The following is a 20,455-nucleotide window of genomic DNA, read 5'->3' as shown; positions in this document are numbered from 1 at the left end:
TCGTCCGTGTTTATTTTTAGCAATAAAGAAAATAAGATAAAATTTGAAAAAGAGCTAATCTAAAAAGACAGTCATAACAGCGAGTTTTTTTAGATTAGCCAATTTATTAATCTTGCGATGACCATAGTCGATTCATTTTGAAACCGTTACTCTCTCACTGAGTTGGTTGCTTCTAGTATCAATTTTTCGCAGCCTCTGTTTAGCAGTAAGCAAGGAAAATTTATACCAGAAGCATATAGCTATTCACATATCGATCTTATTTCAAACCGACCGTATCGATCATACTATTAATAAGTTGCCTAACGCACTTTGCCATCTAAGCGGCAACGTGCTTATTTATGTAGCTAGCCTACATCAAGAGTGTTATGAGGCGACTGGAATGAATTTTTTGCAGCCTCTGCATTAGCAGCACGCGAAGAAAATTTATACCAGTCGCGCCGCGTTTAAGCAGGTTTGTCATCGTTTGACTGGTTGGCTTTCATAACTTGATTGGCCATCATGGTATTGATCAGACCGCTTAACGTATCTGACTTACCTGCTAAGCCATCAATGGCTTTACCAATCGACAATGACTTGGCAAAGTTATCAAAGAAGTGCGCTTCGCCGCCCACAATATCGATTTTGGCTTTTTGAAGTGCCACAGCTAAGACTTCTGCGTTTTCTTTGGCAATCTCTTTACCAGCCTCAATGGATGCAATCGCTTCTTGCAGCGCTGTCTCAAGACCCATACGGAACTCTTCGTGTTCGCGTGCCTCTTTGCTCATGCTGCCCATGGCATTGAATTTTTCGACCAAACCATCTGCTTCGGCTTGGAAATGTGCGCGAGTGACTTCGGCTTTTGCCAGACCAACGTCGCGTTCGGCTTTGGCATTTGACTCACCGCGCGCGGCGATAACTTCAGCATTTGCCATACCGATATCACGCTCTGCCTTGGCATTGGATTCGCCGTGAGCTGCAATGACTTCGGCATCAGCCATGCCTTTTTCACGCTGTGATTGTGCCTCAGCTTGACCCGTTGCTTTGATAATATTGGCTTTGGCAATGCCTTCTTTTTCTAGAGAAGCCGCTTTGGCTTCTTGAATGGCGGCTTCAGCAAAACCATGAGCAGACTCTTCTGCTTTGATACCTTCTGCCATTCTGATTTTTGCTTCTGCATCTTTAGCAGACGCTTCTAAATTGGCATTGGCAAGCGTGGTGATCTCAACGGCTTTATGCTTGGCAGAGAGCTCCTCTGCTTCCGCTTTTTTCACCTGACGCACTTTGAGTTCTTCAGCATCTGCTTCGGCTGCCAGTACGCGAGTTTGTTTAGAGCGCTCCGCTTCACTGACTTCACGCACTTCTTTGATGCGTTCTTCTTCTTGCGCCACGGTTTTGTCCACCGCGATACGCTCACGAATGACGTTGGCGATTTCTTTTTTCTCAAGCTCAATCGCACGCTCGGCTTCGATACGTTGCAAGTCAACTTCACGCTCACGCGAGACGATTTCTAAATCACGAGCACGCGTGACTTTCTCTTCTTCAATGACCACCGCACGTAGGCGATTTTGCTCAGCGACTTCAATTTCACGCTGTTGGTTTTCACGCTGAATCGCTAAATCTTGCTCGACCATAATAATGGCGGTTTCAGATTTTTTGCGCTCTTCTTCTTCAATTTTGCGTGTCTCAGCGGTTTCACGAGCAATCACTGATGAGATTTCACGCTTCTGTTTGGCTTCGGCATCGGCTTGCTGGCGCTCCAGCTCCAGCATGGCTTCAACGGTTTCGACATTTTTCTTTTTAACGGCCAGCTCTTCATCCCGCTCAAGCTCATTGGTGATGACGTTTTGAAAGGCGGTCAGCTGCGTGATCTTTTTTATACCTTCCGCATCTAAGATATTGCTTGAGTCCAACGAGACTTTTGGCGTCTGTTCTAAATAGTCAATTGCCACATCTTCTAGAACATAACCGTTTAGATCGTTACCAATCTCTTGAACAATACTGTCGCGGAACTGACTACGGTTTTCGAACAGTTTGACAAAATCAATTTGCTTACCTACTGTCTTTAGGGCTTCTGAAAACTTGGCATTGAACAGCTCATTGACTGCAACCTTATCAGAGGCTCTATCTACACCAACAGATTTGGCAACTTTGAGCACGTCTTCTTCGGTTTCATTGACACGCAGATAAAACGCTACCGTGATGTCCGCGCGCATATTATCAGCACAAATCAAACCTTCTTTGCCACGTCTGTCCACTTCTAGGGTGATCAGCGATATTTTCATCAGCTCTTTTTTGTTGATGACGGGCCAGACAAAGCCGCCATCAAAGCGTACGCCGATTTTATTCACGCCGTTGATGATTAACGCAGTACCCTGCTCAACCTTGATATAAAACGCTTTGAGCATGAGTAGCGTTGCCATGATAAAAACAAACGCCAGTATCACGACGACACCGACGATGATGAGTATGTCCATATTCATTCCTTTAATGAAAACATTCCAAGCAAATGTAAAACTGTTGATACCCTGCCTAAAGACAGATTACGGGTCTTATATCTTTTATAAGTATGTATTACGAGATTACTGTCCATTCTCTATTGATTGCTAACTGCTGTCACTCGATAAGTGTTGGTGTTATCCAGATACTCTACCAACATCACTTTATCGCCTTTTTTGAGTAGATTGTCATCGACATCCGCACGTATCTTGAGTATCAAACCTGCCCCGCCGTCATTGAGCGCGGCTTCGCCATGTTTGCTCGTTACTGTCAATGTCCGCACTATCGCGATTTTACCTACATGACTAGAGGCATTGCGTTTAGGGATATTGGCGATGTTTTTACGTATGGGTGAGATGATGAGGCCGGTTAGCCACATGGAGACGACTAAGACAAAAATCAGAGCGCCTGTACCAAATACATAATACAAAAGCCCTGAGTCAAAATGTTGATGCAAAAAACTGGTGTATAGATAACTGAGTAGCCAACCGATCAAGCTGATCAACGAAAGTATGATAATGAAAGGCACGCCATAAAGACCGAACTTGAGCATGATGCCTGTAAAAAACCCTGTTGAGGTTAGGTTGGAGGCATCTGCACCTGATTCGCCAGTGTCTACGGTGTCCATATCCGCCATACCAAGTAAAGACACCAACCAATACAAAGTCACGAACATCACAAGTCCTGTAAACACAACCGTGGGGTACAAACTGATTTTAGTGATAAAGACTAAAAAAGACTCGTGCATCGTTGCTCCTTCGTTTGATTCCCTAACTCTATAAAAAATCGCCTTCCTAGGCTAGGTTTTGACAAATTTAATATACGACCAAGAACCTGTTAAAATTTAGGCTATAGAATCAACTTATGTTTCTTTATCTTCAATTATATATACATTCCATTACATAATACATAGATTTTGCCATTAACGACCCCAAACGGGTGAACGCAATATACCGCCAGCTTGACTGCTGATCGCATAGCTTGTGCGACCAGACAAGGAATGAATGACCAAGCTGCCACCGCTTTGCCCGTCTACTTGCCCGCCTAAATTTGAGTTGCGCGTTGGATAGACAGCATATTGCCCAGAAGGTGACAGGCGCGCTGGCTCATCAAATCCTGTCTCTGCCAAATCAAGCACTTGACCTGTGGCAAGCGTCATGACCGCAGCCTTGCGACCATTCAGATATGCCATGCGCTGGCCATCTGCGCTTAGTTGCGGACTGGCAGCATAACCTCCTGTCGGTATCAGTGTTGCATTACCAGTGGCAAAGGTATAACGATAAATGCTCGGCCTGCCCGCACGGATTTTGTCGCTAGTATAAACAAAGCTTTTACCATCAGCAGCGTAGCTTGGCTGAACCTCAGTACTGGGCAAGGTGGTGAGCTGTTTGGTACTGCCATCGCTCAAACGCCACTCATAAATATCGGCGTTGCCGCCAACGGTTGAGCTATAAAGCAATTTTTGTCCATCCGGTGAAAACGACGCTGATAGATTGCTGCCTTCACTATCCACGACCAATTGTTTATTGTTGCTTTTACGCTCATAAATATAAATCTTGGGATGCTGACGCGGTGCTTGTTTGCTATAAGCAAGATATTGACCATCCGCTGACCATGCAGGCGCATAGATATAGCCAGTTAATTGATCCATCAGTTGCCGATCGCTGCCATCAGGACGGATGGTATAAAGGGTGGATATCTTGGCAGCGCCTACGCCTTGCTCTTCCACATAAGCAATATGTCCTTGACGGTCGATGGCAGGCATCGCCGCTGTAAGTGGGTTACTAGCAGTATTGATCGTGGTATTAGAAACGCTCATGTTCGGTAGCGTCTGACAACCCGTTATGATGCTGAGCGTACCTATCGCGATCGAGATGCTGATAAGAGTTTTAGCCGGTTGTGACACAAAGCGTTTCAACATAAGATAAAGTCCAATAGAGCTTTAATGAGTGCATAATAAGCGTTTTTAGAGACCAACTTTATCTCTAGTGTAGCGCACATTGCGCTTTGATTTTACACAAAAAAATGCCCCACTTAACATAGTAGTGAGGCATCATGACAATCAAATCTGATTTTGAAAAACAGCGCACTTAGTTCAATAAGCTGTGCCGACATAAGCCATACCGACACAAGTTGTATTGACTGAGCATTATCAAATGAACTCTGTTAAATGAGCTGTATTGAATAAGTTACTTAGCGACGGCTTTGAAATAAGCAACTTGGCTGTCATTTTTGATGGTTAAGATAGGCGTATTATTCACATTCTTATTGAGACTGTATTTGCCTTGTACAGTGGCCAATGTCGCGGTGTCAAAACTCGCTTGTGGCTCAGGACACGCCATCATGGTACTGATACCATTAGTAATCTGTACATTGCCATTTACCACACTGTACTGCGCGCCCATATTGTTGCAGGTATTTTTAAATGTCACACGCTCGCTACCATTGTCTTCAAAGAAGCTCAATGTTAGCGGTTTCGCTGGATTGATAAACAGCTGACTGACTTTTTCACCATTCATACGTTTGGCATCAACAAGTTGCCAGTTATACGCTTGTAGCGCCTCAGAAGTAATCGACTGAGTAACGGGCGCTGTTACGCTCGGAGTCGTTTGACAGCCAGCAGCAAGTGTACCAACAGCAAGCGTCGCTGCCATCATTATTTTAGTCATGTTTTTCATATAAACTCCTATATAGGTTACTAAGCATAATTAGTATAAAAAGCATTTGCATAAAAAACATTCTCATAAAAAACAGATATGCCCTTTATCCTAACCATGAGCTTTATTATCATTGGTTTATTGTTTTATTCATGTATCTAAACAATTGAGCTATTATGCATAGTTGCTACTCAATTGTCTTTATAGATTGAGTGCGTCATTGCCTTAGTATTTGTTCTTCTTTATAGTCTTTTTGCTACTAGGCATTGCTAGACATGCCATTAGCTGCTAACACTTTCGTATTATTCGTTAAACCTTTAATTAGAGCTGGCAGCTTTTTGTTGTTGCAGCGCCGCATAGCCTGTCAACCGTTTGCGTTCACTCTCATCAAACAATTGCTGTTCAATCTGCTCAATTTGAGTTTGCGCATTGTCTGAATTTTGGCTCAACAGTAGCTGTTTTTGGGTTTGATATTGAGTAAAACGTTGATCGAAGCTTGCATCTTCTTGATCCACTTGCGCTAACCGTGCAGCGGCTGGTGCGCCTACCAACTCACGACGCATTTTATACAGCTCCTCTGCCGTCGCGCCTTTTGCTTTCATCTGTTCTGTCCGAGTGATTAAGGCACTGATATTGGCTTGCTGCTCAATATTGGTTTTGGTGACATTGTCTGGCATACGGCTGATATAGTCCTGCCTTGCCACTTCTTTTTGGGCATCAGATAGCTGCTCGTTTTGATTGATTCGAATCATCTCAACACTATAGTTGTCATATACTTCTTCTGCGCCAAAAAATGCGCGGATGGTTGGCTTATCAAAATGCTGTTGACGAAGCTTTGCCACGTCTTGCTTGCGCTGCGCCACTATATTTAAATCCAGCTCACCACTTTGCGTCGCTTGCAGTTGTAGATTGCCATAGCGCTTCTCTATCTCTGGCAATGCTTTGAGATACGCCACATATTGATCGAATATACTAATGGCTTGACTGGCAGCAGGCTCTGGTGTGTGATTGCGAATATACCCTTTTACGCGCTCATGAATCACACTTTCGTCTTCTTCCCCGAACGCGGATAAAAAGTAATCGAACAGACGCCGTAAGCCCTCGGTCACAACCAGCTGTTTATTCTCGTCAATGATGATTTCACCATCGACCGTCGTGCCTTGCAACGAGCGCGGTAGGTTCTCTAGCCCCGTGATAAATGGCGTATTGCCCTGAGTAGGGCTGGTAGTCGTACCTTGGTCAGAACTGACTAGATTCGATTCGCTATCGGTAATTGGACTGCCTGTTGTGGTGGAAGCCAATTGGGTAGAAGCAACGCTGCTACTGTTTGGTTTAAACCATAAAATAACCGCCACGGTTAAGAGGATGACCACGGCAATCATCACGATAGTTAAAAAAGGCGAGCGGCCATTATTTGACATAGCAAAGGTATCTTAGTAGCAAAAATAAGTTGATCTAGCGATTGGTCACTTTGATAAACAAAAACAGCATCAATGTAATTAAAGCCTAATTGATGCTATTTCTGTCTATCATTCTAAATAATTCTTATAGACTGGCGTTTTTCAGACGATTCACTTGAGTGCGATAGATAGATTTTGGTTCAGACTCACCCCATGCGGTCAGACCCAGCACTTGGTCGGCTGAATCTAAGTGATTCATTTTATAATTGTCACGAATCACATAACCAAGCCTACTTGAGCAAGCAGATACCAATCCATCGTTAGACTCGCCTGCAAATGGTACGCCCGTTGCGGCTAACAAATAATCGCTTGGGTCAACGGCACTGGTTAGCTGCCCAACACCACTGAATGAATAATAGCTGATACCACCTATTTTGGTGCTACTAGGTTGTCCACAGTATGAGGTTGGCATCGCTGCTGGGAATTTTGCGTTGAAGGTGGCAGCCCCACTCGTGGATAAAGCAACCAGTGCCTTCCAGCCATCTTGCTGTTGTATTTGCTTGTAACTTATGCCAGAACCGATATCCGTAAAGCCACCAATTAAATTGAATACGCCTGATACCAATTGCGTGGTGACGTTTGATGGCTCTCCAGTAGTGTTGTTTGGTTCAAGCGTTTTTTTGACAAAATCTGCGGTTTTTGAGCCTTGCTCTGGGCTTGAGACAGCCGTCACTGAGGCGACGTATTTTGGGGCAACGCCAGCGACATAGCGAATATCGATACCGCCCTGACTGTGCCCAAATAAATTGACTTTGGGTTTGCCTGAGATGGCAGTGATGGTTTTGACTTGTTGCAGCAATTGCTCGCCGCGAATTTCACTATTATTGACGGCTGACGTTTTGGTGGTATATACCTCTGAGCCGCCTTTTATCAACTCACCAGGAATTCCATTAAAGTAATCGATGACCCCAAATAGCGTCGTAAAACCACCAAGACCGTGAGCCATGACGATGGGATATTGCGTCTTGGTATAGCTGGATGTGAAATATTGGCTATCAACCAACTTGCAACCGTTGGCATTGGCACAATTATAGTACTGACCTGCTGCTTGGGCAGAATTGGTCTGTACGATTATCATAAAGATACCCGCACCAATCGTACCAAGTGTGGGCAAAAAAAGGCTTGGCATGACTGTCGAAGGTAAGTAATTTTTGAGTCTCATAACAACATCCTTGTTATCGTTAAGGTGAGGCTGTTTTCAGTCCTTTTATTCTTGCATCCTGCAAAAAAGTACTGAAAACCTTTGCTAATCCATTTAGCAACCAAAATTACATTACGACTATATTTAGCAACATTCAATGAGTTTTTTTGAATTTAGGCCGTATTTTAGTGACTTTGTAGTCATCTCCATAGAGTCAGGAATGCGGCGACTTGTCAGGCAAATAACAACTTAATCAACGAATAGATGGTCAATGCGCGCAAAACAGCACTAACCACATTTATGCTATAATGCACCATACCAATCTCATAACTATAAGTAAGACGATGATGACTAAAAAATCCCTTATTCAATCCGCTGATGCCATAGAAAAAATGCGTGTGGCCGGTAAACTTGCCAGTGATGTCCTTGTGATGCTTGATGAGCATGTCAAGGTTGGCGTTAGTACCGAAGCACTTAACCAAATCGCTCATGATTATATCGTTAATGTGCAAAAGGCCATTCCTGCGCCGCTCAATTATAATGGCTTTCCAAAATCGATTTGTACTTCTGTCAACCATGTGGTCTGTCATGGCATTCCTGCCGAAAACAAACTGCTCAAAGATGGCGATATCATCAATATCGATGTGACCGTCATCAAAGACGGTTATTATGGCGATACCTCAAAAATGTGGATCGTTGGCAACGGCTCTATCATGGCGCAGCGCATTTGCAAAGTGGCACAAGACGCCTTATATGCTGGCATGAGTGTCGTCAAAAACGGTGCGCGCTTAGGCGATGTTGGTGCTGCCATTCAAGAAGTGGTCGAGCCTGAACGCTTCAGTATCGTTCGCGAATTCTGCGGACATGGTATCAGCAATGAGTTTCACCATGAGCCCCAAGTCATGCACTATGGCAAAAAAGGCACGGGTTTTGAGCTAAAAACGGGTATGACCTTCACCATTGAGCCAATGATCAACCAAGGCACTTGGCAGACGAAAATCTTGCCCGATGAATGGACAGCGATCACTAAAGATCGTAAGTTGTCTGCTCAATGGGAGCACACGATGGTTGTGACCGACAATGGCTGTGAGGTATTTACCACGCGACCTGAAGAAGATTTGAGCTTTTTGACCCAGTAATATAAAAAAGATCGCCTAGGCGGTCTTTTTTTTGGCGCATAATTAGGGCATATTGAGTAAGGTGTTGTTAAAGCTTATCTTTATACTTTTGCGCATATGATTTGTGTGGCATCTGTTTTACGATGCCTAATCGCTCTTTGTTTTTAATGACATGCTTTTAACGACTTAATTTTAACGATTTATTTTCAACCTCTTAATTGGATACCTCTCATGCTGAATTGTGATGTTGCTACTATTGATCTAACGCCCTTGCCTTTGCTATTGAATAATACAGCGGCCAACACATCACTATTGGCAGACACGCATGACACCGAACAGCTGCTTATCGATATTCCAAAATGGTTAAGCCAAATCAATGACGATATCAGCCGTGCTCTTGAGCGTGGTGTCAATATTCGTCAGTTGGTAGCGGCACGTGCTTGCGCGATTGATCGCCTGCTTACTGCGCTCTTTACTTGGTTTGAGCTTGATAAGACGGATTTGGCACTGTTTGCCACAGGCGGCTACGGTCGCGGTGAGCTGTCGCTGTATTCAGATATCGATATTTTGCTGCTTTATCCAGATGAGATGAGCGCAGATACCAACCAAAAAATAGATCGCTTAGTAGCGCTACTGTGGGATATCGGGTTAGAGCCTGCTCTCTCTGTGCGTAGCGTCAATGATGCTTTAGAAGCCGCGCTTGATCATACCATTGCTAGCGCTCAGCTAGAGGCTCGGTTATTGATTGGGAATGAGGCATTGCAACAGACGCCCATTCAGATTGTCAACAAACAGTGGTCGCCGCGTGACTTTTATGATGTCAAAGTTGCTGAGGCAAGAGAGCGTTATTTACAGCACAATGCCACAGAATACAACCTTGAGCCAAATATCAAAACAGCGCCAGGCGGCTTACGCGACATCCATCTGGTCGGCTGGGTGACCAAACGTTATTTTCGCGTCAGTAAGCTTTATGACTTGGTGCAACAGAACTTTTTGACAGAAAAAGAGTTTGATGAGTTGAGCTTTGCAGAAGGTTATTTATGGCAAATACGTCATTATCTGCATGTCTTGACAGGTCGTAATGAAAATAAGCTACTGTTTGATTATCAGCGCGAGATTGCTCAGTTGATGGGTTATGAGACTCAACCAGATGATGAGCCAAACGCGGCGGTTGAGCGTTTTATGCGAGATTATTATCGCTGCGCTATGAAAATATCGACATTGTCTGAGATGTTGACCAACCATTATTATGAGACAATCATAGAATCGCATCTACCAGATGCCGAGCGACCAAAAAAGCAGCCTATTAACGCGCACTTTAATCAAATTGGCGACCAGATCGCCATGTCACATCATAGGGTTTTTGCTCAGCATCCTGAAGCGATTTTGGAGATGTTTTTATTGATGGGTCAGCACGGTATCAAAAACGTGCGTACTCATACCTTACGTGCGCTCAAAATCGCCGCGCGCGGTATCGATCAGGTGTACCGCGACAACCCTGTGCATCAGGCGTTATTTTTGGCCAATCTAAAAGAGCAGAACTATCTGTTTCATCGTTTGCGTACCATGAATCGCTGTGGCGTTTTGGGCAGTTATATTCCGGCTTTTGCTCAAGTGACGGGTCTGATGCAATATGATCTGTTTCATCGTTACACGGTGGATGCGCACACGCTATTTTTGATTCGGATTTTACACCGCTTCACCGACCCGCGCTTTTATGAAGACTTTCCCTTGGTCAGCTCAATATTCCAGCGAATCGAGCGCAAAGAAATTTTGGTATTGGCAGCGATGTTCCACGACATTGCCAAAGGTCGCGGTGGCAATCACAGTGAGCTGGGTGAAACGGAGTCTATTGAGTTTTGCTTGGCGCACGGTATGAGTTTGGCAGATGCCAACTTAGTCGGTTGGCTGACTCGTTATCATTTATTAATGTCGATGACCGCCCAGAAAAAAGACATCTCGGACCCTGAAGTGGTCACTATTTTTGCAAATTTGGTTGGCAATGTCACCCATCTCAATCATCTCTACGTGCTGACCGTTGCCGATATGAATGCGACCAACCCACAGTTATGGAACAGCTGGCGGGCAACCCTTATGAAGCAGCTATATTCTCAGACTCGGCGCATTTTGCGGGCTGATATAGATGCGCCGACCAACCGTCAAGACATGATTAGTGCTACGCGTAAGCAAACCTTAGAGATGCTGGACAATGTCAAAAATCAGCACATGAATCGCGACGAAGTACTGCGACTATGGGACGATTTGGGTGATGAGTACTTTTTGCGAGAGATTGCCGAAGATATTTTATGGCATACCGAAGCTATCTTGAACCACCCGCCTATTGGTCTTGCCTCCAATGCAGATAGCCCGCCTTTGGTCGTATTACGCGAGCATCGAGAGCTGGCACTTGATGCGGTGCAGGTCTTCGTTTATACGCAAGATCAGATGAATCTATTTGCCGTCACGATGGCCGTATTCGATCAGATGAATCTGGATGTATTGGATGCTCGTATCATTACCGCCACGCGTGACTTTGCCTTAGATTCGTATGTACTCCTTGATCCTAGCGGCACGCTGTTGGTTGATGAAGACAGTCAGCAAGAGCTAAAACAACGCCTGATCGATGCCTTTAAAGATCCTACTGTGCTTAAGCTGACGAACAAGCGCATGCCTCGTCAGCTCAAACACTTTGAAGTGACAACGGTAATTAATTTTGAATTTAACGAAGCATCAGATCAACACATCATGAGCTTAGAGACGCTGGATCAGCCCGGATTGTTGGCACGAGTGGGACAGGTGTTTTTACAACAAAAAATCGAGGTACATGCCGCCCGTATTACTACATTGGGCGAGCGTGCAGAGGATATGTTTTATATCAGTGACCAAAATGATGAGCCCTTATCTACTGACAGGCTCGATGCCTTAAAGTCAGCACTAATCGCAAGTCTAAGTACACAAAAAGACACTGTGACTTGATACGCTAAATCAATACCTCTATGAATTGATATGTTGATTGATAGAGGTATTTGATTGATAAAGGTATTGCTGAATAACCAGACTTGTCGATAAAGGAAATGTTCGACAGTCACAAAGGTGACTTGAGAAAAGGGAAATAATCTTAAATCATGCTTTTATATATCATTTCGCTGGCATGATCATCCAGCTCATCATCAGCAAGATCTGGCGGCAATATATTTGCATCTAACTGCTGCTGAGTCAGTAGTAGTCGCCCAGTATCAACTTCTTTTTGTAGTAAGCGATGTAAACTGGTCAGATGAAACTGCCCCTCAAAATAATCGTATAACTGCTTTAAAGAAATTGGCGCATTGGCATGTACATCTGGAAACAAACTGTCTTTTGCTAAGATGACCATTTCATTGAATGCTTCTTCACTCACCATTTCATCTTTGTCGATTTTACGCTGTAGTTTATTGGCCGTTCGCCCTTTAGCCATCAACATAAAAACGAAAATAACGGTTTGTAAGACAAACAAAGCAATGTATTGCCACAAAGGCAGCACTATATCGAGTAAATTACTGATTAACATCAGTACCATAGCAACAACCACATAACCAACCAATTGCCATAGTAACCACATCATCAAACTGTTTTCGCTGTACCAAACCATTTTTCTTTCTTTACGAGTCAGCAACTGCTGTCGAGCCTGCCACCAATACTGTTCTCGCTGTTTCAATAATTCATACAATCGAGTATGATGCTGATGACTACCTACATTATCATGATTGATATGTTCAGCGTCTATATCTTCAGTTTTCGAAACACTAGGCATATCAAATTATCCTTATAATATTTTATCATGAAGACTGATAGCGTTTTTTGTACTTATAGCCGTTAGTCATTGATAATTTTTATTTAACGGTTTTGAATACCACTACATTTTTGAGTGTTCGATGAGCGATAATTATTCGTCATCCAGCAAACAGTCTTACCATGAAAAAAAGAAAAAATAAGAGAATTGCCACACTGCTAGAATGTAACTTTTCTTTATAACTTTATTATTAATTGTCTATTATAGTTATCCTAATTATGAATCACAACTTGACCCACCTACATCCTTATCCCTTCGCGAAGATGGCAAAACTGCTTGCAGATAGCGCGCCAGCCCTTACCTACAGTGAAATCAAGCTGGGAATTGGCGAGCCCAAACATGAGCCACCTGCCTTTGTGCTGGACGTACTACGAGAAAACTTGGACAAAATAAGTCATTATCCAACCACTAACGGTCTGTTTGAGCTGCGTCAAACCATTGCTCACTGGCTCGAAAAGCGATTTTTCTTAACGCATGTGGATCCTGATACGCAAATATTGCCAGTGATGGGTACGCGTGAAGCAATCTTTAGTATTGTGCAAGCAGTGGTTGACCACACTGCAGGTGACGCAGCCAATCCTGCACTACCCCCCTCTCATCAACCACCTACCATCGTGATGCCAAATCCTTTTTATCAAATTTATGAAGGTGCAGCGATACTTGCGCAAGCAACGCCCTACTTTGTGCCTTGCACACGTGATAATGACTTTAAAGGCGATTATCATGCAGTGCCAAGAGACATTTGGGCACGGACGCAACTCTTGTTTGTCTGTAGTCCCAATAATCCGACCGGCTCAATCATGACGATGGAAGACTGGGAATATCTCATTCGCTTGTCTGATCAGTATGGTTTTGTCATTGCAAGCGATGAGTGTTATAGCGAATTGTATTTTGATAAAGCGCCGATTGGTTTGTTGCAAGCATGCGCGGCCCTTGGTCGTCATGATTTTAAAAACTGTATTGTGTTCCACTCTTTATCTAAACGCTCAAACTTGCCTGGTCTACGCTCAGGGTTTGTGGCAGGCGATGCCAAGATTTTGCAGGCGTATTTACAATATCGCACCTATCAAGGCTGCGCGATGCCGATACCGCATCAGCTCGCCTCTATCGCAGCTTGGCAAGACGAGAAGCATGTGGCGCATAACCGCCAGTTGTATCAAGAAAAATTTGCACTGTGGATGTCTGAGCTTGGTGAGCTGCTAGAACTGCGTATGCCTGAGGCAGGGTTTTATTTTTGGATAAAAGCGCCTGAGCAGTTCGAAGGGGATGACGAGGTATTTGTAAAAGCGTTATATGAGCAAGCCAATATCCATGCCTTAGCAGGCAGATACTTATCTCGCGAAATCGATGGTCACAATCCAGGAAAAGGTTATGTACGGATTGCTTTGGTCGCTAGTGTCGATGAGAGTCGTGAAGCGATTGGTCGCATTCGTCAGCTGCTTGGCGCATAATCGAGAATAATAGATATCCTAATAATGCTATCGTAAATACTCTCACCGATATGCCATCAAGGATGATGCCATGCCCCATCTTGATTTTACTCAGCCACCTTTTGATGTCTTAAGTTTGGCTGAACGACAAAGCATTAGAAAGCACACCCAAATTCGCTACCTTGCCAAAGGCGAAAGCCTACCTGTCGAAGAATTAACGTATCTGTATGTGGTCATCAAAGGACAGATAGAGCAATTACTTGATGGTGAGTTTGTCGCCTCCTACTTGGGCAGTAACCATGCTGATGATTATAACAACAACGACTGGTTCGACAGTCGGCGCTTGCCTGAATCTGTCGTAACACCCCGCCTGCAAGATGGCGAAGCAAATCATACTACGATTGAAGCGGCACAAACCTATCAGTATCGAGCCTCTGAGGATACCTTGCTGCTGCAAGTTACTGGCGAAGCAATCGATAAAATTAGCGCCCAAAATCATTTGGTACGTCAGTTATTATCAGACAAGCTGCCTGAACGCTTAAAAGCCTTACAGCAGCGACGCCAGAATAAGACTTTTGCCCTCTCTCACAATAACAACCAACAAGAAGTACAGCAGATCATGTTGCAACCTGTGACGGATGTGACTCTGTTACCCGTCCACATCGTCGAGGCTCATAGCAGCTTATTCGAGGCGGCCCGGATCATGACAACAGCAGGACTCAAACACGTATTGGTGCGACCCATCAATCATTCAAATCATGACGTCTCTTTGTCACACGGTCCCAATCATTTACTGGGCATTTTAACGGACACGGATATTTGCCGCGCGGTGAGTGAGCAGCAAGATTCTAATACAACGCCATGCCAGCGTTATGCCAATTTTAACTTGCGCACCATCAACGCAGGCGATGAGATTGGCGATGCCCTACTGACCATGACACGCTACCGTATCCATAGACTGCCGGTCCTTGATACCAACCGTGAGGTGATAGGCATACTCGGACAAAGCGATATGCTCGCTCATATCAGCCACCATTCACAACTGATTAGTATTCAAATTGAACAAGCAGAAGACTTATCAAGCTTACATAACGCTGTTGAGCTGATCGGTCGCTATATTCGTGCTCAGCATCAAAACGGCGTCAAAATCGGCAATATCAGCCGCATGGTACAGACGCTAAACGCGCAAGTATTTACCAAACTTTGGCAATTAATCGTGCCTGATGATGTCATCGCAAATACCTGTCTTATTGTCATGGGTTCAGAAGGTCGCGGTGAGCAAATCATGCGTACCGATCAAGACAACGCGCTTATCATACGCGATGGCTACATGCATCCTGATTTGGCTCAGTTTGCCGCTACCTTTAATACACATTTGGCCAGTCTCGGCTATCCACTATGTGATGGCAATATCATGATGACCAATCCGATGTGGCGACAACCGCTTAAGTCGTTTAACACACAGATTGGCTCATGGTTGAAAAATACTGATCCCATGCATGGCATCTATCTGTCCGCCATACTCGATGGTGAATACGTCTGCGGTGACGAATCCCTCCTCACTCAGGTACGGCAAAATTTACAAGTTGCGCATCGCCAGTCAGACCCTATGTTTGTACGTCAGTTCGCCCGCGCCGCCTTACAGTTTGGTGATGTCAATCAGTGGTGGCAAAAATTTGTACCATTACTAGCAGGCAAATCAGCCTCATCAGACATCGACCTAAAAAAGGCTGGTATCTTTCCATTGGTTCATGGCATACGTACGCTCGCCTTAGAAAACGATATTTTAGACGTTCCAAGCACCAAAAACCGCCTCAAAGCGCTGGTGCAAGTACACGCTTTGAATCAAGAACGCGCCGACACTTTGTTAGAAGCGTTAGAGTTTTTTATGGCGCAGCGCTTATCTGTTGCGCTCTCAACCGATGATAGACAGGCGCGTCAAGTGAACCCAATGACGCTAACCGCGCTTGAGCGTGACTTACTAAAAGAGTGTTTGGCTGTGGTTAAAAGCTTCAAAAACCAACTACGTCAGCACTATCAATTAGAGATATCATGACTACAGAATTATCATAAAGGGGTGCGTGACGGATATGAATTGGCTAAAGCAGTTATCTGGCACTTGGCAAAAAAACCAGCTACAACGTCCAGAGTTGGTATCTATGTTTGACAAACCTCATGCCAAACAGTGGGTCGCCATTGACTGTGAAATGACGGGATTGAACCCAAAAAAGCATCACTTGTTATCTGTCGCCGCCATTCATATCAATGACAATACGATTGATACTGGTAACGGTATGCACCTGGTATGTAGACCGCCTGTGATGCCAGACCGAGATACGATTGTGATTCATGGCTTGCGCACTGCTGATGTTGAGCATGGGATGGGCTATGATGAGATGCTGGCGCTTCTACTACCATTCATAGACAATCGACCGATTGTTGGACTCTGTACGCAGCTAGACATCGGGTTTTTAAACCCTATGGTCAAACGCTATATGGGTACGACATTACCGAATCAAATCATTGATGTGCGTCAGTTATACAGTCGGCGTATGGGCGACCGTACACAAGGTATTCCCCATCAGTCACAGCGTCTAACCAATATTTTGGCGCATTATGGAATTCCTGAAATGGGCGCACACGATGCTTATAACGATGCCATCATGACAGCGATGGCGTTTTTGCACCTACGCTCACAGTTATAATATACCCTAAAAGAAACACTCAAACCTTGCCCTACATCTACGCGAAAACGATAACTCATGTTACCATAGGCTGTTTTTTCACCTAACGATAGATGCTCATGTTACTTAACTCTCAACGCTGCCGCACCCCTCATCATAATGCCAATACTGATACCAACCTCGATTATAATACTGATAACAAACCAAAGTTTTTTAACAAACGTTTGAGTCCGTTTTTGCAAGCAGGCAAACGCTTGTCTTTACTTGCGCTTTTAGCCACTGCAACGCCAGTATTTGCACAAGCAGCGCTACCTGAGGCCATACAAGCGGCTTTGGCACGTGCAGATTTGTCCGCTTCTGATATGAGCATTGTCATCGTGCCAGTCGGTGATAAAAACACCAGTCATCTGCCGTCTCCCATTCAGGTCGTCGATAGTGTAAGCGCGACAGGCGCAGAAGCTGCTATTACTCCTGACAGTCCAAAAAGCACTCAAAATCCTATTGATAAGGGTAAGACGAGTATCCAAAAATCAACTGAGTATCACAGTGCTCTGACGACTATTGAGAAACGCACAATTAAGAAGTATGAACAAAAAATACATGCTTATACCGATGACCCCTACATTTATCAAAGCCTAGAGAGTATTCCTACCCCATTATCCGATAGCTATTCCTCTCATAGTCATCTCTTAAACAGCAATCAAACAACTCCCAATGATGACAGTCATGATTCAAAAAATAATCGGAATAAAACAGCGACATCGTCTATCAACATCTCGTTTTCTCCTTTATTGAGTTATCAACCTGATATCGCCCGTACCCCTGCCAGCACTATGAAACTTGTGCCTAGCTTTATCGCTTTGGATACGCTTGGTGCTGATTTTGTTTGGCACACGCGTGTTTATCATACGGGTGTGATTGTCAATGATCGGTTATATGGCGACTTGATTATTCAAGGAAGTGGCGATCCAAAAATGACTCATGAGCGTTTGCAACAGTTATTGTATCAAGTGCAGGCAGCAGGCATTCGCCATATCGATGGTGACATGATTGTCGATAGTGCCATTTTTCATAATGTGACCAAAGACCCAGCCGCCTTTGATAATGATCCACTGCGACCTTATAATGCCAGCCCTGATGGTTTTTTGGTCAACTTCAGCACCATCGGTATCAAGAGCTATCCGGCAGACAATGGCAAAGCGGCTTTGGTGTATACGCCGCAATTAGCAAACTATCAAATGCCAAGCACCATAGACACACGCTCAGCGGCTTGTGGTCAAGCGCGCTACAGCCTTGCGCCGCAGTGGCAACCCAATCGATTGGCACTCAATGCTTCTTTGCCAAACAGCTGCCAAGAACACGCCTTTTATATTGCTTATCCCGATGCCAAAGAGTTTGCGGCACGTGTCATTGCGGCAAAATGGCAGGCACTGGGCAATACGCTGAGTGGCGACGTCATCTCACAAGAAACGCCTTATGATGCAAGCAAAAAATCAACACCCGCAAAGGGACTAGCCGCGTGGCCGATATCGCCGCTACCTATTGTAAGCTACGCGTCACTAAATCTGGCCCAGCAAATTTATGACATCAACCATTTTTCAAATAATGTCATGGCTGAACAAGTGGCACTATCGATAGGCGCCTATCATCATGACAATAGTGCTAAAGTAGCTACAAATAAAACGGATATTCGTAAAAATGTGAATGAGCAAGGAACAATCAGTAGTTCTCTTGACGACAAAAGTGACCGTTTGAAAAACAAAACTGTGAAAAATAGCAGCTTACATAACACCAGTTTATATCAATTTGGCAACCCAACGACGGACTATTCGACCGCGTTACAGACGATCAATCAATGGTGGCAGAGTAATCTAGACACACCCCCACCGTATTTAACCAACGGTTCAGGACTCTGCCGCGAGTGTACGATTACTGCCGCTAATTTAAGCGAATTACTGGCGTATGCATATAATCGTCCAAACTTCGATAGTTATATCAACTCTTTAGGCGTGGCTGGCGTGAGTGGCACCATCGTGGCGCATAGTGATAGATTGCCTGATTCGAAAGCTATTGGACGTGCTTGGATAAAAACAGGCACATTAAACAACGTGACATCGATGGCAGGATACGTCAAAGGCTTATCAGGACAGGATTATGTCATTGTAGGACTGATCAACAGCGAGCAAGCACTAAATGCCTATAATGCTCGAACTGTATTGGATGTGGCACTTGACTGGACGGCACAGCATTAATCTAAACAGCAAAGGTGCTAATTTTAAAAAGTGTCAGCAAAGTTGTCAGACAGTCTCTAAAACCGTCTTTGCGCATTTTTATTTTACCATTAGTGCCTCGCTATTTTATTGACTCACTATATTACTTATATTTTCTTGTTTTTACCTTGATAAAGGTCAGCTTATGTCACGCAAGACTCCCACGCTCAACAAATCCACCTCGCATTTAGGTCACAATGGATCGCTCAACACTCCTCAATTGGCACGACCTAAACTGGCTCGATATATTGGGTTTTTCGCGATTGGTTATGTGCTTGCCAGCGCCGTATTTATGATGATCCAAACCAAGGTGGCGCTAAACTCACCGTTGGTCACAGTAATCTCTATCATTGTTGGCGCTTATATTGCGGTGCACAAGTTTACTAAGCAGCAACAACGCGCCTTGGATAGAAGTGAGAGTAATCGCTTAGTATTTGGCGGTATTGCAGTCGTTTGGGTACTGACAGTGATTTACTTCTTGGGAATTTGGTTTTGGTTGTTTGACGCGGTGAGCCGCGAAGTATTGTTTGAGATGACCACACAACAGCCCTTACCGCTGCTGTCCTCACTGATGCTGATATTGGTAATGACATTGGTCAGCGCTCGCATCAGTATTTGGGTAATGAATCGTTTGCTTGATCCCAAACGTAAGACCATATGAGTTTAATAAAGCGCGACTTGAACCTTATAAAACCACAATGACTGACTACAAATTTTTTCCTTTCGAGGCTTAGAATTCGTTAGGCTAACAGTATCAATTGGTGAGCTTCATCAGTTACTTTCTTTTATGAATCGATGCTTAGCAGCACACGGTTTTATTCTTACCATAGGAGCGCGCTTAATGGACATGCTTTTTTTTGACAATATAGACAAGCTTGGGCGCATCGTACTGACGACCACCATGATTTACGTCTTAATCGTGCTAGTGACGAAAGTTTCAGGAAAACGCTCTACCTCTCAGCTCAATAATTTTGATTGGGTTGTGACCGTCATGATTGGCTCATTAGGTGCCAGTACCATTTTGCTCAAAAACATTCCTTTTATTGAAGGGGCCTCTTCTATTTTGGTGCTCTATCTATTGCAGTTTTTGGTCACCAAATATGCCTCTATCTCACCGCAATTTAGCAGTTTTATTTTGTCCGAGCCGCGCATTGTTTTTTACCAAGGGCAGTTTTTACCAGATGCTATGCGTGATGAACGATTGACCCGGCAGGAGATAGAATGTGCAATGCGCTCTGATGGAATAAATAGCTTCGATGAAGTTGAAGCCATTGTATTTGAATCGGATGCAAAGCTTACCATTATTCCAAAGCCAAGCCTGAGTGACCCTCACCACCAAAAGACAGAACAGACTGTCTCAGAAACGATTTCACCTTTGATGTAATAATAGA

15 protein-coding genes are annotated in these 20,455 nt (G+C 44.2%); 8 read left to right on the top strand and 7 right to left on the bottom strand.

Features of this window, described 5'->3' with window-relative positions:
• Positions 1 to 443 precede the first annotated feature (443 nt).
• From A3K91_RS02605 to A3K91_RS02580, 6 genes are all read right to left on the bottom strand, one after another.
• On the bottom strand, positions 444 to 2,453 hold the full coding sequence (locus A3K91_RS02605; RefSeq protein ID WP_099046688.1) for a flotillin family protein: 2,010 nt from the start codon (positions 2,451 to 2,453) through the stop codon (positions 444 to 446).
• 119 nt (positions 2,454 to 2,572) lie between these two features.
• The gene (locus tag A3K91_RS02600; protein WP_062843886.1) at positions 2,573 to 3,223 is read right to left on the bottom strand and encodes an OB-fold-containig protein; all 651 of its coding nucleotides are present in this window, start codon (positions 3,221 to 3,223) and stop codon (positions 2,573 to 2,575) included.
• Positions 3,224 to 3,397: 174 nt separating this feature from the next.
• Positions 3,398 to 4,396 (bottom strand): PD40 domain-containing protein, encoded by a 999-nt coding sequence (locus tag A3K91_RS02595; protein WP_062843885.1) that lies wholly within the window; start codon positions 4,394 to 4,396, stop codon positions 3,398 to 3,400.
• A gap of 268 nt (positions 4,397 to 4,664) precedes the next feature.
• Positions 4,665 to 5,153 carry an META domain-containing protein gene (locus A3K91_RS02590; RefSeq protein WP_062843884.1) on the bottom strand — a complete coding sequence of 163 codons (489 nt, stop codon included), beginning with the start codon at positions 5,151 to 5,153 and terminating at the stop codon, positions 4,665 to 4,667.
• A gap of 296 nt (positions 5,154 to 5,449) precedes the next feature.
• On the bottom strand, positions 5,450 to 6,553 hold the full coding sequence (locus tag A3K91_RS02585; protein WP_062843883.1) for a lipase secretion chaperone: 1,104 nt from the start codon (positions 6,551 to 6,553) through the stop codon (positions 5,450 to 5,452).
• A 124-nt stretch (positions 6,554 to 6,677) separates the two neighbouring features.
• Positions 6,678 to 7,754 (bottom strand): esterase/lipase family protein, encoded by a 1,077-nt coding sequence (locus A3K91_RS02580; protein WP_062843882.1) that lies wholly within the window; start codon positions 7,752 to 7,754, stop codon positions 6,678 to 6,680.
• 326 nt (positions 7,755 to 8,080) lie between these two features.
• Between A3K91_RS02580 and map the strand changes: the two genes are divergently transcribed.
• Together map and glnD are read left to right on the top strand one after the other, a co-directional pair.
• A complete protein-coding gene (gene map, locus A3K91_RS02575) occupies positions 8,081 to 8,872 on the top strand; it encodes a type I methionyl aminopeptidase (RefSeq protein WP_416231965.1) in 792 nt (263 codons plus the stop codon).
• A 210-nt stretch (positions 8,873 to 9,082) separates the two neighbouring features.
• Entirely contained in the window at positions 9,083 to 11,827 is a 2,745-nt protein-coding gene (gene glnD / locus A3K91_RS02570) for a [protein-PII] uridylyltransferase (RefSeq protein WP_062843880.1), read from the top strand.
• Between the two features lie 142 nt (positions 11,828 to 11,969).
• Here glnD and A3K91_RS02565 read toward each other — a convergent pair whose 3' ends face one another.
• Positions 11,970 to 12,641 (bottom strand): hypothetical protein, encoded by a 672-nt coding sequence (locus tag A3K91_RS02565; protein ID WP_062843879.1) that lies wholly within the window; start codon positions 12,639 to 12,641, stop codon positions 11,970 to 11,972.
• A 257-nt stretch (positions 12,642 to 12,898) separates the two neighbouring features.
• Here A3K91_RS02565 and dapC point away from each other — a divergent pair, with 257 nt between their 5' ends.
• From dapC to A3K91_RS02535, 6 genes are all read left to right on the top strand, one after another.
• A complete protein-coding gene (dapC, locus tag A3K91_RS02560) occupies positions 12,899 to 14,131 on the top strand; it encodes a succinyldiaminopimelate transaminase (RefSeq protein ID WP_062843878.1) in 1,233 nt (410 codons plus the stop codon).
• A 70-nt stretch (positions 14,132 to 14,201) separates the two neighbouring features.
• Positions 14,202 to 16,166 (top strand): DUF294 nucleotidyltransferase-like domain-containing protein, encoded by a 1,965-nt coding sequence (locus A3K91_RS02555; RefSeq protein ID WP_062843877.1) that lies wholly within the window; start codon positions 14,202 to 14,204, stop codon positions 16,164 to 16,166.
• A 34-nt stretch (positions 16,167 to 16,200) separates the two neighbouring features.
• Positions 16,201 to 16,815, top strand: a complete 615-nt coding sequence (locus A3K91_RS02550; RefSeq protein WP_062843876.1) for a 3'-5' exonuclease — start codon at positions 16,201 to 16,203, stop codon at positions 16,813 to 16,815.
• Between the two features lie 98 nt (positions 16,816 to 16,913).
• Entirely contained in the window at positions 16,914 to 19,046 is a 2,133-nt protein-coding gene (dacB, locus tag A3K91_RS02545) for a D-alanyl-D-alanine carboxypeptidase/D-alanyl-D-alanine endopeptidase (protein ID WP_228139892.1), read from the top strand.
• 163 nt (positions 19,047 to 19,209) lie between these two features.
• The gene (locus A3K91_RS02540) at positions 19,210 to 19,725 is read left to right on the top strand and encodes an ABZJ_00895 family protein (RefSeq protein ID WP_062843875.1); all 516 of its coding nucleotides are present in this window, start codon (positions 19,210 to 19,212) and stop codon (positions 19,723 to 19,725) included.
• Between the two features lie 180 nt (positions 19,726 to 19,905).
• Positions 19,906 to 20,448, top strand: a complete 543-nt coding sequence (locus tag A3K91_RS02535; RefSeq protein WP_062843874.1) for a DUF421 domain-containing protein — start codon at positions 19,906 to 19,908, stop codon at positions 20,446 to 20,448.
• The last annotated feature ends 7 nt before the right edge of the window (positions 20,449 to 20,455 follow it).

It is taken from the genome of Psychrobacter alimentarius (assembly GCF_001606025.1).
GTDB lineage: Bacteria > Pseudomonadota > Gammaproteobacteria > Pseudomonadales > Moraxellaceae > Psychrobacter > Psychrobacter alimentarius.
This window is presented reverse-complemented; position numbering and strand designations above follow the sequence as displayed.